15 protein-coding genes are annotated in these 13,535 nt (G+C 65.8%); 6 read left to right on the forward strand and 9 right to left on the reverse strand.

All coding sequences use genetic code 11. The annotated features are described in order from the left end of the window. The first annotated feature begins 27 nt into the window (after nt 1–27). Both ACT4OC_RS13105 and ACT4OC_RS13110 read left to right on the forward strand, forming a co-directional pair. Entirely contained in the window at nt 28–312 is a 285-nt protein-coding gene (locus ACT4OC_RS13105; RefSeq protein WP_444839420.1) for a cupin domain-containing protein, read from the forward strand. A gap of 98 nt (nt 313–410) precedes the next feature. Further along, nucleotides 411–1,352 (forward strand): hypothetical protein, encoded by a 942-nt coding sequence (locus ACT4OC_RS13110; RefSeq protein WP_444839421.1) that lies wholly within the window; start codon nt 411–413, stop codon nt 1,350–1,352. A 53-nt stretch (nt 1,353–1,405) separates the two neighbouring features. Here the strand turns inward: ACT4OC_RS13110 and ACT4OC_RS13115 are convergent, their stop codons facing one another. The 4 genes from ACT4OC_RS13115 to purE form a co-directional block, all read right to left on the reverse strand. Next, entirely contained in the window at nt 1,406–1,993 is a 588-nt protein-coding gene (locus ACT4OC_RS13115; protein WP_444839422.1) for a tetratricopeptide repeat protein, read from the reverse strand. 166 nt (nt 1,994–2,159) lie between these two features. Beyond that, nucleotides 2,160–2,456, reverse strand: coding sequence for a 30S ribosomal protein S21 (gene rpsU / locus ACT4OC_RS13120; protein ID WP_444839423.1), 297 nt, complete (start codon nt 2,454–2,456; stop codon nt 2,160–2,162). 163 nt (nt 2,457–2,619) lie between these two features. After that, nucleotides 2,620–3,747 carry a 5-(carboxyamino)imidazole ribonucleotide synthase gene (locus ACT4OC_RS13125; protein WP_444839424.1) on the reverse strand — a complete coding sequence of 376 codons (1,128 nt, stop codon included), beginning with the start codon at nt 3,745–3,747 and terminating at the stop codon, nt 2,620–2,622. A 23-nt stretch (nt 3,748–3,770) separates the two neighbouring features. Next, nucleotides 3,771–4,259, reverse strand: coding sequence for a 5-(carboxyamino)imidazole ribonucleotide mutase (gene purE / locus ACT4OC_RS13130; RefSeq protein WP_444839425.1), 489 nt, complete (start codon nt 4,257–4,259; stop codon nt 3,771–3,773). 140 nt (nt 4,260–4,399) lie between these two features. Here purE and ACT4OC_RS13135 point away from each other — a divergent pair, with 140 nt between their 5' ends. Continuing rightward, nucleotides 4,400–5,095, forward strand: a complete 696-nt coding sequence (locus tag ACT4OC_RS13135) for a GGDEF domain-containing protein (RefSeq protein WP_444839426.1) — start codon at nt 4,400–4,402, stop codon at nt 5,093–5,095. A gap of 5 nt (nt 5,096–5,100) precedes the next feature. Here the strand turns inward: ACT4OC_RS13135 and ACT4OC_RS13140 are convergent, their stop codons facing one another. From ACT4OC_RS13140 to ACT4OC_RS13150, 3 genes are all read right to left on the reverse strand, one after another. Beyond that, on the reverse strand, nt 5,101–5,352 hold the full coding sequence (locus ACT4OC_RS13140) for a hypothetical protein (protein ID WP_444839427.1): 252 nt from the start codon (nt 5,350–5,352) through the stop codon (nt 5,101–5,103). Between the two features lie 22 nt (nt 5,353–5,374). Continuing rightward, nucleotides 5,375–5,584 (reverse strand): hypothetical protein, encoded by a 210-nt coding sequence (locus tag ACT4OC_RS13145; protein WP_444839428.1) that lies wholly within the window; start codon nt 5,582–5,584, stop codon nt 5,375–5,377. Between the two features lie 253 nt (nt 5,585–5,837). Beyond that, on the reverse strand, nt 5,838–6,044 hold the full coding sequence (locus ACT4OC_RS13150) for a YdcH family protein (protein ID WP_291612967.1): 207 nt from the start codon (nt 6,042–6,044) through the stop codon (nt 5,838–5,840). 242 nt (nt 6,045–6,286) lie between these two features. Between ACT4OC_RS13150 and ACT4OC_RS13155 the strand changes: the two genes are divergently transcribed. Then, a complete protein-coding gene (locus ACT4OC_RS13155) occupies nt 6,287–6,472 on the forward strand; it encodes a YdcH family protein (protein WP_291612965.1) in 186 nt (61 codons plus the stop codon). A 117-nt stretch (nt 6,473–6,589) separates the two neighbouring features. On the opposite strand, the gene ACT4OC_RS13160 is transcribed toward ACT4OC_RS13155, so the two are convergent. Further along, entirely contained in the window at nt 6,590–7,699 is a 1,110-nt protein-coding gene (locus tag ACT4OC_RS13160; protein WP_444839429.1) for an NAD(P)/FAD-dependent oxidoreductase, read from the reverse strand. A 254-nt stretch (nt 7,700–7,953) separates the two neighbouring features. Between ACT4OC_RS13160 and ACT4OC_RS13165 the strand changes: the two genes are divergently transcribed. Then, nucleotides 7,954–10,632, forward strand: a complete 2,679-nt coding sequence (locus tag ACT4OC_RS13165; protein ID WP_444839430.1) for a sensor domain-containing protein — start codon at nt 7,954–7,956, stop codon at nt 10,630–10,632. Between the two features lie 139 nt (nt 10,633–10,771). Continuing rightward, nucleotides 10,772–12,241: a glycerol-3-phosphate dehydrogenase gene (locus ACT4OC_RS13170; protein ID WP_444839431.1), complete on the forward strand. Its 1,470-nt coding sequence runs from the start codon at nt 10,772–10,774 to the stop codon at nt 12,239–12,241. Between the two features lie 203 nt (nt 12,242–12,444). Here the strand turns inward: ACT4OC_RS13170 and ACT4OC_RS13175 are convergent, their stop codons facing one another. After that, entirely contained in the window at nt 12,445–13,425 is a 981-nt protein-coding gene (locus ACT4OC_RS13175; RefSeq protein ID WP_444839432.1) for an AraC family transcriptional regulator, read from the reverse strand. Nucleotides 13,426–13,535 lie beyond the last annotated feature (110 nt).

Raw genomic sequence — 13,535 nt, forward strand, 5'->3', positions numbered from 1 at the left:
TGGCGCCACCAGCAGAGAGGTAGCCAGATGCTCAGCGCGAGATCGGACGTCCAGGTCGATACGGCGGAGGTGCGCGTCACCGAATGGCGGCTGGCGCCGGGCAGCGCCACCGGCCATCACATCCACGAGATGGATTATGTGATCGTGCCGGTCACCGCGGGCGAGATGACCATCGTGGCGCCCAATGGCGAGCGCTCCAAGGCGCAGCTTTCCGCCGGAAAATCCTACTTTCGCAAGGCCGGCGTGGAACACGACGTCCTCAACGAGGGCGCTTCCGAGATCGTGTTCCTCGAGGTCGAACTGAAGCCCTGAGACGGAAATACGGACAATTGCCACCGATCCGTCGCAGTTGATCCCTCAATGTGCCCAAAAGTTCCCGCAAAGAGACCGCCGTCGGGAGTGGCCGGGTCATGCTGAATTATCTGAAGAATTTTGCGGTGCAGATCGTGCCCTCGGTGGCTGCGACGGTCATCGGGGCCTACATCGTTAACCACTACATCAATGCAAGGCCCACCGCCGATGCGCCGAAGGCGGCAGCCGTGTCGACCGCCCAGCCGAAATCCGACGCCGCCAGACCCGACGCTGCCAGACCCGACGCCGCCAAATCCGATACTGGCAAGTCCGATACTGGCAAGTCCGGCACCGACGTGAAGACGAATTCCGGCGCCGAGATCGCGGGCATTCCTGCATCCGGCGTCAAGGCCAAGGGCATTTCCGAAAAGGCTCTCCTGGAAAGGAATGCCGCCGCCGAGAAGGCCGTCGTGGTCGAAAAGCCCGCGGAAAGGGCGGTCGACAAGCCGGAGAAGGCCGACAAGCCGGCGGAAACTACCGCCAGCCTTCCCGCCGAGACCAAACGCCCGGCCCCGCCGCGCGTCGCCAAGTCCTCGCCGCCTCCAGCGCCGTCGGTCGTCGCGGCAGCACCGGCCGACGCTGCTTCTGCCATCGACGACCGCCGCGATGCCAACGACCTTGCCCGCGCCGCGATCGAGCGCCTGCGCGGCAATGGCGAGGCCTCGCAACGCCCCGAGGCTTCGCAACGCCCGCAGCCGGCCCCGCGCGCGCCGGAGGTCGTTCACGTGCCCGAAGAGCCGCGCGTAGTCGTCGCGCCGCCGTCGGCGGTGCGTCCGCTGCCGCCGCCGATTGCGGTCGCCGTGCCTTCCGAGGCGCCGGATCCCGCTGCGATCCGGGTCGATCCGTCACGCCCGACGCCGCCGGCGGAAATTCCGACGGCCCGTCCGCCGCTCGATCTGCGCGCCGAAGCAGCCGCCGAGCCGTCGAAGCAGAAGACCAACGTCGCCGAGGACATGCTGTCGGCGGCGAAGTCGATGTTCCACGCTGTCCTGCCCAAGTAAGCGAAGCTGGTAAGCGAAGCACCAAGTAAGCGAACGCTGGCCTTCGAGCGACGTCAGCCGCCTACCCGCGAAAGGCCGCTGCGTGCCGCATCATCGCGCGGGCGGATCGCAAGCGCGCGGTTGTACGACGCCGCCGCCTGCTTCTTGTCGCCGAGCCGTTCATAAACACCCCCCCGCAACGACCATGCATGCCCGTTGTTCGGCTCGGATTGCACGGCCTCGTCGAGATCGGTCGCTGCTTCCTTGACCTTGTCGATCGCGAGGTAGCTGGTCGCACGTGCCACGAGCGGCTCGGCCCGCTGCGGGACGAGGCCATGCACGGCGGTGAAGTCCTCGATCGCCTCGGCATGGCGCTTCTCGCCCTGGTGGATCAGGCCGCGGCCGCTGAGCGCCTGCACATTGTAGGGATCGATCGCCAGCGCCTTCTCGAACTGCGCCATGGCTTCCTCGGCTTTGCCGGATCGGGCCAGAACCTGCCCCTGCGCGGCATAGCCTTGTGCGTCCCTGACGTTCTCCGCGCTGATCTCGGCGGTTGGAGTCGCCGCCGGCTTCGGCGCCGTCTCCTTGTCCGGGCCAAGCGAGAACGAGCCGAGATCGAACGAGCAACTGCACAGCGTCAGGCCAACGAGAACGAAGGCCACACGCGAAGCATTCCTGCGGGCATCGGAACTCGAAATGGCCATTCCGGCGAATTGCTCCCGTGTCCTGTGCCGCAAGGGTAACGTGCTGCGACCTAAAATACATCGAACAAAAAAAACGCGGACCGCAAGGCCCGCGTTTTCGGAACTCGGATTTGCTCGGAACGGATCAGCGCGGACCGCGGGGAGCGCCGCCACGGCCGCCGCCTGCACCGCGATCGCCGCCGGGACCGGCGCCGAACGCCGGCTTCGGCTTCATCGGCAGCAGGCCTTCGCGCTGCAGCTTCTTGCGCGCCAGCTTGCGGGCGCGGCGCACGGCTTCCGCCTTTTCGCGGGCCTTCTTCTCGGAGGGCTTCTCGTAGTGACCGCGGAGCTTCATCTCGCGGAAAATCCCCTCGCGCTGCATCTTCTTCTTGAGCGCCTTGAGGGCTTGATCGACGTTGTTATCGCGGACGAGAACCTGCACGCGGCATCCTCTTTTCGGTGTGAGCGGTCTGGAATTCTGGGAGGCCAGAGGTCGGCAAACCGCGGACACCTAGCCTGAGCGCGCGCATGTATCAGACAAATGTTGAATTGTCCACCTATTCGGGCCCTTTTGACGCGGCAAATTCGATCAATCGGAGCTGAAATCAGCCGCTTTTCGGCCGATCCGGCATCACCTGCGTCACATGTCCCATCTTGCGGCCGGGCCGGGCCGGGCCCTTGCCGTAGAGATGGACGGTGGCGCCGGGCACCGCGAGCCAGTGCGCGTAGTCGTTGACGTCGTCGCCGATCAGGTTGGTCATGGTGACCCGGCCGTGGCGGACCGGCTTGCCCAGCGGCCAGCCGGCAATCGCCCTTATGTGCTGCTCGAATTGCGAGATCGAGGCACCGTCCAGCGTCCAATGCCCGGAATTATGCACCCGCGGCGCGATCTCGTTGACCAGCACCTGCGCGCCTTTCCCGTTCGGCACCACGAACATCTCGACCGCGAGCACGCCGACATAGTCGAGTGCGGTGGCGATCTTTTCGGCGATGGTGCGGGCCTCTGCAGCGAGCGAATCGGGGATGTCGGCGGGCGCGCGGGATGTCTTGAGAATGTGGTCGCGGTGCTCGTTTTCGGTGACGTCGTAGCATTCGACCTCACCGTCGGCAGAACGCGCCGCCACCACCGAGATCTCGCGCTCGAACGGTATGAAAGCTTCCAGGATCGCGGATTTGGTGCCGAGCTCCTTCCAGGTGCGGTCGATGTCGTCGCCCTCGCGGATCATCGCCTGTCCCTTGCCGTCATAGCCGAAGCGCCTTGTCTTCAGAACGGCAGGAAGGCCGATGCGCTCGATCGCCGCCCGCAGGGTTTCCGGCGAGGATACGTCGGCATAGTCGGCGGTGCCGATGCCGAGCCTGACCACGAAATCCTTCTCGATCAGGCGGTCCTGCGTGGTTTCGAGGATCTTGTAGGCGGGCAACACCGGCTTGTGCGCCGCCAGCACCATGGCGGTTGCGGCCGGCACGTTCTCGAATTCGTAGGTGACGACGTCGACGTCGGCGGCGAACATTTCCAGCCTCTCGACGTCGGCATATTCGGCGCAGACGGCATTGAGCACGACGTCGAAGGCGGGCGAATCCGGCTCCGGCGAGAACACCTGGCATTTCAGCCCGAGCCGCGCCGCCGCCATCGCCAGCATCCGGCCGAGCTGGCCGCCGCCGAGAATTCCGATGGTGTCGCCCGGCTTCAGCTTCACGTGGCCGACGCCCAGCTTGGGAAGTCCGTAATCCATGACAAGCGACCTCTACGCGAACGTCACGCCGATCCCGCGGGGCGTTCGGCGACGGCGTCCGTCTGCTGCTTGCGCCAGGCGACAAGCCGCGCGGCAAGCGGGGGATCGTTCAGCGCCAGCACGCTGGCTGCGAGCAGCGCCGCATTGATCGCACCGGCCTTGCCGATGGCCAGCGTGCCGACGGGAACCCCGGCCGGCATCTGCACGATGGAGTAGAGCGAATCCAGGCCCGACAGCGCCTTGGATTCGACGGGGACGCCGAACACCGGCAGTTCCGTCAGCGAGGCGGCCATGCCGGGCAGATGCGCAGCCCCGCCTGCACCGGCAATGATCACCTTGAATCCGGCAGCCTTCGCGCCCTTGGCAAAGGCGAACAGCCGCTCGGGCGTGCGGTGGGCGGAAACGATGCGCTTGTCGCAGGGAACCCCGAGAGCTGCGAGCGTCTCGGCGGCATGGCGCATGGTTTCCCAGTCGGACTGGCTGCCCATGATGATGGCGACGGGGGCTGTCATTGAGCCAATTCTTTACGGGAATCCAAAAACATGGGCCGATTATAGGGTCGGCCCCGGGTTGAACCAAGGCGGTGGCAAGAGGTCGGGAATGGACTATCCTGTCTTGGTGAATCCGAGCAAGCCTTCTTGAGAAGTTGCCCATGAAGAAGAAAGCCAGGGCTGGCGCCTCGAAGGCTGCAAAAGGCCGGAAAACCGGCGCGAGGGGGCGGAAGGCAGCGCTGCTCCGGGCGCCGAACGGCACCCGGCGGTCGGCGGCGCCTCGGAAGGCGGGGACCGCCAGCCCCAAATCGGTGGTGCGGCGGCTGCGCCAGGAACTGGCGGCGGCGCGCGCCGAAATCGAATTGTTGAAGGCCGCCGCCGAGACCGACTTCCTGCTCGACATCCTCAACCGGCGCGGCTTCGAGCGCGAGCTTTCGCGCTCGATCGCATTCATCAAGCGCTATTCAGCGCGCGCCGCCCTGCTGGTGCTCGACGTCGACCGGCTGAAGCCGATCAACGACGCGTTCGGCCATGCCGCCGGCGACACGGTGCTGAGGACCGTCGTGCAAACACTGTCCGCGCAGGTGCGCGCCTCCGATGTCATCGGCCGGCTCGGCGGCGACGAGTTCGCGGTGCTGTTGTGGAATCTCAGCGAAACCGATGCGCGGGCGAAGGCGGCTGGGCTGGAGCAGGCGATCGACGGCCTGCGTTTCTCGTTCGACGGCAGCACGGTGCGGACAGGCGCGTCGGTCGGGGTTGCGATCCTGGATAGACATTCGGAAACGCGCACCGCGCTCGAACAGGCCGACAGCGCCATGTATGTGCGCAAGACGCAGCGCCGGCACGAGGCCGCGTAAGGGGTTCATAGCCCGCCGAGATCATCCGGCACGTTGCCGAATCTTCGCAGCAAATGCGCATCGCCGAACTCGCCGATCATCGGATCACCGGTGCGGCTGAAAGCGATGGCGCCGATGCTGCCGGGAATCCGCGACATCATCTCGGCGCGGCGCAGCGCCGTGGTAGCGCTCTGGCATTCCTCGGCATTGCCCGCGACCATTTCGCCGCTCTCGTCGCGCATGAACGGCAATGCGACGTAGTAGGTGACACTGGCCATCGCTTCGCTCCTGGGGACGGGTTCAGGCGGCGGTGCTCCTCGCATGCGTGGGGAGGGTGGGGACGCATCCGGCAGCGACCGCCGCCTGCAGTTCGGCAAGCTCGATCTCGAGATACTCGTTCGCCATGATCAGCGCCTTGATGGTCGAGCGCAGATTACCGTCGCACATGGCAATGGCCTGGTCGCAGGCCTGCTCGTAGCGGCGGGTATCGGAAAACGCTGGGGCGGACATGACAGAACTCCGAGCTGGGATGACCGGAATGTTCTCTTTTTGTTCCCGAGAAGTCAAGCCGGATTTTCCGGAACGATCACGCCCTGGCCGCGTTACCGGGGCGCTTGTACAGACTTCCACCACCCACTTCAGCCCCGGTTCGCATGCTGCGAGCCGGGGCCCTTTGTTGCGCCGGCGGAGCTTCTGTGGACAACGGGGACAAGCCATCCCCCGCGATCGGCGCGCGGCCGGCGGGCCGTGCCGGATACCGCGCTCAGGCAATGATGTCGGGCGTGATCTGGTCTTCGATGAAGGCGATGCGGTCGCGCAGCAGCAGCTTGCGCTTCTTCAGGCGCTGCAAGCGCAGAAGATCGGGCGCGGGCGACTGATGCAGGGCATCGATCGCCGCATCGAGGTCGCGATGCTCCTGCTGCAGCCGGGCAAGCTCGGCCTGGAGTTCGCGCTCATCTTCGTCGGTCATGGTGTGTGTTAACTAATAAGCACGATCAGGTTGTGAACGGTCCAGCGGCCGAAGCTCATCGCAAATATCGTCCTTGCCGCCAGCCTGCGCAAGCTGACCGGGTTCCCTGGTCACGATTGGTTACAGATAATTCCGAAAAGAATCACGGCGGCGGATTCTCGATTCCCATCGACAGATTCACCGTCTGGTGTACACTTCGCCGTCCGGATCGAATCTGAGGTTTCCACCGAGGAGGAATGCGAATGGCAATACAGGCCCATCTCGTTGAACTGGAACGCAAACACAAGATTCTCGAAAGTGAACTACACGAAGCGTTGCTCCACCTCAGTACAGATGACCTGGAAATCGTCGAGTTGAAGCGTCGAAAGTTGATGGTCAAGGACCAGATCGAGCGGTTGAGGCATACCGCCGAAGAAACGGTCCATTAACCGGCTCCTCGTAAGCATTCGCAAGAACACCGCCCTCGCTACCGGCTGAGCCTCGGGCTCATCCGCGCGGGGGCTTGTTGTTTGTAGGCGTTATTTTGTTTGTAGGCGTTATTGCCGTCAGCTTCTCACGCCGGCCAGGCCGGCGACATGGTCCGCAATCGCCAGCGATGACGTCAGGCCCGGCGATTCGATCCCGAACAGATTGATCAGCCCGGCGACGCCATGCTCGGCCTGCCCCTGCATCATGAAATCCTGCCGCGCCACCGCAGGCGGCACGATCTTCGGCCGGATGCCCGAGTAGCTCGGCATCAGCGCGCCGTCCGGCAGCGTCGGCCAGTATTTGCGGATCGCCGGGTAGAAGCGCGTCGCACGCGCGGGATCGACGGCGTAGTCGATGCTTTCGATCCATTCGACGTCAGGGCCGAACCGCGCCTGGCCCGCCATGTCGAGCGTCAGGTGCACGCCTAGTCCCCCGGGCTCCGGCACGGGATAGATCAGGCGTGAAAACGGCGCCCGCGCGCTGCAGCTGAAATAATTGCCCTTGGCGAGATAGGCGGCGGGGATCTTCTCGACAGGCATGCCTTCGATCGCACGCGCTACGGCCGGCGCGTTCAGCCCGGCCGCGTTGACCAGGAGGTCGCATTCGAGCGTCATCGGCGAGGCGCCGCCGGCCTCGAGCTCGATGCGCCCCGCCGCCGCTTTCGCACGAACGATCGGGGTGTGGAATGCGAAGGCAGCGCCGGCGCCCTCCGCCTCGCCGCGCAGCGAGAGCATGTAGGCGTGGCTGTCGATGATCCCGGTCGAAGGCGAGAGCAGGGCGGCATCGCATTTCAGCGCCGGCTCGAGCCCGCGCGCCGCTTCGCCCGACAGCGTCTGCATGTCGGCGACGCCATTGGCTTCGGCATGCTTGCGGATCGCCGCGAGCTTGGCGGCCTCTTCCGGCGCGGTTGCGACGATCAGCTTGCCGCAATTGCGGTAGGGTATGCCGTGTCCCCGGCAGTAGCGGTACAGCGCGTGCTTGCCCGCGACGCACATCCGCGCCATCCAGCTGCCGGCGGGATAATAGATGCCGGCATGGATCACCTCGCTGTTGCGCGAGGAGGTCACGGTGCCGATACCCTCGGCTTCTTCGAGCACCACCACCTCGCGGCCGGCCTGCGCCAGTCGTCTGGCCACTGCCAGGCCGATCACGCCGGCCCCGACAATGACGCACTCAACCCTGTCCATCTGTAGTTGAAACCCTAAGGATTTGCCGCTTGCCCGGGCAGCAGGTTCTTATCCCTTTGTTTGGCGTCGCTTGCCGCCAAGCCCTTGGTTTGTCTCGCATCGGCACTGCGAGAGCCCGCCCATTAGTGAAGCATTAATCATGTCAGGGCAATTGCCGTAATTTGAGCCACATTTTGGGGTTGCACGGGTACGCGTTTACCCGATCCAAACCCGCCAAAGCCGAAACTCCGGCGCTGAAATGCGTTAGGTGACTGATGGCTGGCAAGGATTGGCAGGCAGGCAGCAAGACTTCTCTTGCCACGGCCGTCGTGTGCCTGATCGCCAGCGTGTCGCCATCGGCGCGAGCCGCGACCGCCGGATTTCAGCCTTCCAGCTATATCGGCCAGCTCGATCCCAACCTGATCTGGGAAGTCCTGATCGGGAGCATCGTCGTCGCCTCCTTCCTCGGCGCGGTCGCGATCTGGGTGGTCTCGGCCCTGCGCCGGGCCCGTCGCTCGCAGCTGCGGCGCAATGCCTTCATCAGCACGGCGCTCAACCAACTCAACCAGGGCGTGGTGATGGTCGATCCGCGCGGAAGGGTCATCTTCTGCAACGACCAGTATCTCAATCTCTACGGCCTGACCCGCGCCGACGTGCCGCGCAACATGACCGGCGAGGAACTGCTGGAGATGCGGCGCACGCGCGGCGTGCTGGAGGGCTCCGACGACGAATTCTACACGCGCGCGGCGACGCCCGAGGGTCTGATCACGGAGCTGCCCGATGGCCGCTCGGTGCTGGTGAAATATTTCGCACTGCCCAATGGCGGGTCGGTCGCGACCCATCTGGACTGCACCGAGCAGCGCAAGCTGTCGCGAAAGCTGTCCTCCACCACCCAGTTCTTGGAATCGGTTCTGGACAACGTGCCGGTCTGCGTCGCGGCCAAGAACATCGAGGACGGCCGCTACATCTTCGCCAACCGCGCCTTCGAGCGCTTCTCGCGCTTCTCGCGCGACCACATCGTCGGCAAGTGCGCCGAGGAGATTTTCAGCCCTGCCACGGCCGAGGCCATCGTCAGGGCGGACGAGGCGGCGCTGACGGCGCCGGAGGGTTATCATCGCACCGAGTTCCAGGTCGAGCGCGGCCCGGATCTGCGCACGCTCGCCTCCAACCGCGTGGTGGCGCGCAACGAGAAGGGCGAGCCGGAATTCCTGATCGCGCTGTTCGACGACGTAACCGACCGCCGCTCGCTGTCGCGCGAGCTGGAGAACACCAAGAAATTCCTCGAGCTAGTGGTCGACAACATCCCGGTCGCGCTGATCGTAGAGGCCGTCAAGGACGGCAAATATCTGCTGGCCAACCGCAGCGCCGAGACCATCCTCAACCGCCGCCGCGAGGATGCCACGGGCCTGACCGCAACCGACATCTTCAATCCGCGCGAGGCAAAACTGATCGTCGCGCGCGACGAGGCGGCGATCAAGAAGCGCGGCCTGCTCGCCGAGGAGCATCCGATCTCGACCAAGGACGGGCTGCGCCTGTTCCTGACCCGCCGCATGACCGTGCTCGACGATGCCGGCGAGCCGCAATACCTGATCAAGACCCACGAGGACGTCACCGATCGCCGCCAGACCGAGTCGCGGATGGCGCACATGGCCTATCATGACGGCCTCACCGACCTGCCGAACCGCGCCGCCTTCCTGCAGGCCCTGGCGCAGATGATCGAAGCCTGCTCCGGAACCGACGAGGAGTTCGCCGTGCTCTGCGTCGACCTCGACGGCCTCAAGGAAATCAACGACGTGTTCGGCCACGCCACCGGCGACAAGGTTCTGATCGAGGTCGCCCGCCGGCTGCAGCACGCCGCGCGCGGCGGCGTGGTGGCGCGGCTGTCCGGCGACGAGTTCGGCCTGATCATCGACGGCAAGCAGCCGGAAGCGGGCCGCGCGCTGGCCGCGCAGCTCGCCGAGGCGCTGGCCAGGGAATTTTCGATCGACGGCAAGGCGGTGCGCACCGGCGTCACCACCGGAATCTCGGTATTCCCGCATAACGGTTCGGACGCCGCCGCACTGCTCGCCAATGCCGGCGCGGCGCTGTTCCGCGCCAAGCAGAAGTCGCGCGGCACCATCAACGTGTTCGAGCCGGAGATGGACCAGCAGATACGCGACCGCCGCGTGCTGCACCAGGATCTCTCCGTCGCCATCAAGAATGGCGAGCTGTCGCTGCATTACCAGCCGCAGGCCGCCTCGGGCGATGCGGTGGGCAGCAGCAAGATCATCGGCTTCGAGGCGCTGGCGCGCTGGATGCATCCGTTGCGCGGCTTCGTCTCGCCCGCCGACTTCATCCCGATCGCGGAGGAAAGCGGCCTGATCGTCGAAATGGGCGAATGGATCCTGCGCGAGGCCTGCCGCGAGGCTGCATCCTGGCCGGTGCCGTTGCAGATCGCCGTCAACCTGTCGCCGGCGCAGTTCATGCACCGCGACGTCGTCAGCGCCGTGCATTCGATCCTGCTGGAGACCGGATTGTCGCCGGGACGGCTGGAACTCGAGATCACCGAAGGCGTGCTGATCGAGGATTTCGACCGCGGCCTTGCGCTGCTGCGGCGGCTGAAGGCGCTCGGCGTGCGCATCTCCATGGACGATTTCGGCAGCGGCTATTCGTCGCTCAGCTATCTGCAGGCCTTCCCCTTCGACAAGATCAAGATCGACCGCGCTTTCGTCACCAATCTCGGCAGGAACCCGCAATCGGCCAACATCGTGCGGGCGGTCATCGATCTCGGCCATGGCCTCGACATGTCGATCGTCGCCGAGGGCGTGGAGACGGCCGAACAGCTCGCATTTCTCGCCAGTGAGGGCTGCGACGCGGTGCAGGGCTATCTGCTCGGCAAGCCGGCGCCGATCGGCCAGTACGGCGCCCTGGTCGGCCGCGACAACGCCGTGGAGCCCGCGCGCAAGACCGGCTAAAGCGTTTTCAAGCGAAGTGGGTACCGGTTCGCGTGAAGAAAACGCGTCAGATCAGGAGTTTAGAGCTTCGGTTCTGATTCAATCAGAACCGAAAATGCTCTAGAGATGAGAGCGGGCGTTCTCTTTCTCAGCGTAGCGTATGGCGGACTACGATCTTGCAATCCTCGGCGGCGGCCTCAACGGCGCCAGCGTGGCGCGTGACGCGGCTGGACGCGGTCTTCGCGTGCTCCTGGTCGAGCAGGGCGATCTTGCCGGCGGCGCCTCCTCGGCTTCGCCGCGGCTGATCCATGGCGATCTGGCGACGCTGGAGCGGCGGGACTTCCGCCGGGTGCGGGCAGCCTTGGCCGAGCGCGACATCTGGCTGCGCATTGCCCCCCATCTGGTGCGGCCGATGCGCTTTGCGATTCCCGCCCATGCCGACGAGCGGCCGCCCTGGGTGCTGCGGGCCTGGCTGTGGCTGTATGACCGGCTGGGGGCGCGGCGGCCGCTGCCGCCTTCAGAGACGGTCGACATCACCCACCATCCGGCCGGCGATGCGCTGAAACGGCCCTTCGGAACCGCTTTCGAGTATTCCGACTGCATCGTCGACGACACCCGCCTGGTCGTGCTTTCGGCGCTCGATGCCGCCGAGCGGGGCGCTGCGATCTGCACCGGGGCGCGCTGCGTGCGCGCCGACCGCGGCGAGGTCTGGCGGCTTGCCATCATCGACCGCGGCCATCGCCGTATCGCCACCGCGCGCGCATTGGTCAATGCCACCGGCGCCTGGACCGCCTCCGTCGCCGACACCGTGCTGCGCGTGCCGGCCCCGCCGCTGGCGACCGCCCAGATCGGCCAGATCGTGGTGAAGCGGCTGTTCGACAGCGACAATGTCTACGTCTTCCAGAACCACGACCGCCGGCTGATCTTCGCAAGCCCCTACGAGCGCGATTTCACGCTGATCGGCAGCGTCGGTCACGCCTTCAAGGGCGATCCGGCCGTGGTTGCGATGGCGGCGGGCGACGTCGCCTATCTCTGCGACGCCGCCAACCGCTACTTCCGCGAGCGGGTGGAGACGTCCGACGTGGTGCGCACGGTGTCCGGCGCCAATTCCGTGATCGGACGCGGCACGAGCGGCTTGCGCCGCGACGGCGTGCTCAGCTTCGACACCCGGCGCGGCAAGGCGCCGCTGGTGACGATCTTCGGCGGCGACATCACCACGGCCCGCCTGCGCGCCGAGCGGGCGGTGTCGCAGCTGTCGAAATTCTATCCGATGTCGCCGCGCTGGACCGCGACGGCGCCGCTGCCCGGCGGCGATTTCAACTGGGCCAAGTTCGAGGACGAGGTCGACAGCGCGCGCGAGCAGTGGCGGTTTCTGTCCGAGAACCAGGCCCGCCGCTTGGTCGGCGCGTACGGCTCGCGGCTCGTCACCATCCTCGGCGACGCCAAATCGAAGGACGATCTCGGCCCCGCCTTCGGGCCGGAGCTGACGGGCGCGGAGGTGCGCTACCTCATGACAAGGGAGTGGGCGCGCTTTCCCGACGACGTGCTATGGCGCCGCACGAAACTCGGCCTCACCATGCCCCAAGCCGACCGCGAGAGGCTTGCGGCGTTCATGGCGGGCGGGGTGTAGCCAGCGACCTCTTACAATCCGTGCTTGGCCCAAACGGCTTTGACTTGTGCGTCCGTGGCAAACTCGCCGCGAGCCGCCGCCGCCTTCGATGCGGCAATGGCCGCCTTCTCACCGGGCGAGAGAGGCACCGGCACATCAGAGGCGTGCCTGGATTCAGATGCTTGATCGGATTGCCTAGTCATAGAGGAAATGAATACGCCCTTTCAGCCATCCGGCGAAGGAGATTTTTCCTCTCGCACATCCGTTGGCGTCGCGCCGAAGTGGCGGCGGAAGGCGCGGTTGAAATAGGAGATGTCGTTGAAGCCGCTGGCTTGCGCGATCTGGGCGATGGTCAGGTGCGCGTAGCGGGAATCGCGCAGCATGCGGCGCACCCGGGTCAGCCGCTCGCCAAGCACGAACGACGTGAACGATGTTCCTTCCTGCTCGAACAGCTTTCGCACATAGCGCGATGAGATGCCGTGACGGCCGGCGATCAGCTCCGACGACAGCGCGCTGCTGCCGAGCATCGACATGACGTCGGCCTTCAGCGCCTTCAGCCGCGCCGCCTTGGCGCCGCCGAGCGCCGTCTCCGCCCGGTCGCCGCGCGCGCCGAGCACCAGCGCGACCAGATCGAGAATATGGGTGGAGACCGAGCGGGCGACTTCCGGATGGGAAAGCTCGTCGGCGGTCATGACGGCGTCGAGATATTTGATCAGCAGGCGCAGCGCCGGATCGTCGGCAGGAATCGGCTGGTCGAAGGCGGCGGCGTAGTCCGGCGCCAGCTCCGCGATGGCAGAGCGCGACATGGCCAGCGTGATGAAGCTTCCGTCGGTGGTCAGCGCGCTGACGGAGGGATCGCCCCCCGTCAGCGCGCTGGCGCTGCCGACGCCGCCGATCGACTCCTGGCCGAATTGGGTCGCGGTCGCCTCGCCTGACCGAAAAATGCTCACCGCGACGATGTCGCCGGCGTCCTGGAGCAGCTCGCGCGTGGCGCGATCATGCGCCGGCGAGCGCGAGCCGGATGCAATGGCGACGTTGGGCAGCAGGTTGAAAGTTACGTCGACGTGAAACGGATCGTCGGTGCGCGGATCGATGTCGGCCTGCGCGATATCGCGGCCGTGGGCTTCGCGCCACAAGGCAAGCCGCTTCTCGTCCGGAAACATATCCGTCGAAATCCGAATGCGGCGCGGCTGTCCATCCTGCATCGGTCCCCCCGATCGGCCATCAACTCCAGCCGATAGTCGTTCCCGGATCGGAACGCGTTCACGTCGCAGACAAGAAATTTTTTGGGGATTTGGACCGGTTGGGACCGTCG

This window comes from Bradyrhizobium sp. (assembly GCF_052389815.1).
GTDB lineage: Bacteria > Pseudomonadota > Alphaproteobacteria > Rhizobiales > Xanthobacteraceae > Bradyrhizobium.

Bases quoted from the DNA above. Each gene is read 5' to 3' on its own strand.
- ACT4OC_RS13140 (WP_444839427.1), bottom strand. From the start codon at position 5,352: ATGGCCAGTGTCACCTACTACGTCGCATTGCCGTTCATGCGCGACGAG.
- ACT4OC_RS13165 (WP_444839430.1), top strand. From the start codon at position 7,954: ATGGCTGGCAAGGATTGGCAGGCAGGCAGCAAGACTTCTCTTGCCACG.
- ACT4OC_RS13145 (WP_444839428.1), bottom strand. From the start codon at position 5,584: ATGTCCGCCCCAGCGTTTTCCGATACCCGCCGCTACGAGCAGGCCTGC.
- ACT4OC_RS13105 (WP_444839420.1), top strand. From the start codon at position 28: ATGCTCAGCGCGAGATCGGACGTCCAGGTCGATACGGCGGAGGTGCGC.
- ACT4OC_RS13150 (WP_291612967.1), bottom strand. From the start codon at position 6,044: ATGACCGACGAAGATGAGCGCGAACTCCAGGCCGAGCTTGCCCGGCTG.
- ACT4OC_RS13160 (WP_444839429.1), bottom strand. From the start codon at position 7,699: ATGGACAGGGTTGAGTGCGTCATTGTCGGGGCCGGCGTGATCGGCCTG.
- ACT4OC_RS13135 (WP_444839426.1), top strand. From the start codon at position 4,400: ATGAAGAAGAAAGCCAGGGCTGGCGCCTCGAAGGCTGCAAAAGGCCGG.
- purE (WP_444839425.1), bottom strand. From the start codon at position 4,259: ATGACAGCCCCCGTCGCCATCATCATGGGCAGCCAGTCCGACTGGGAA.
- ACT4OC_RS13175 (WP_444839432.1), bottom strand. From the start codon at position 13,425: ATGCAGGATGGACAGCCGCGCCGCATTCGGATTTCGACGGATATGTTT.
- ACT4OC_RS13170 (WP_444839431.1), top strand. From the start codon at position 10,772: ATGGCGGACTACGATCTTGCAATCCTCGGCGGCGGCCTCAACGGCGCC.
- ACT4OC_RS13125 (WP_444839424.1), bottom strand. From the start codon at position 3,747: ATGGATTACGGACTTCCCAAGCTGGGCGTCGGCCACGTGAAGCTGAAG.
- ACT4OC_RS13110 (WP_444839421.1), top strand. From the start codon at position 411: ATGCTGAATTATCTGAAGAATTTTGCGGTGCAGATCGTGCCCTCGGTG.
- ACT4OC_RS13155 (WP_291612965.1), top strand. From the start codon at position 6,287: ATGGCAATACAGGCCCATCTCGTTGAACTGGAACGCAAACACAAGATT.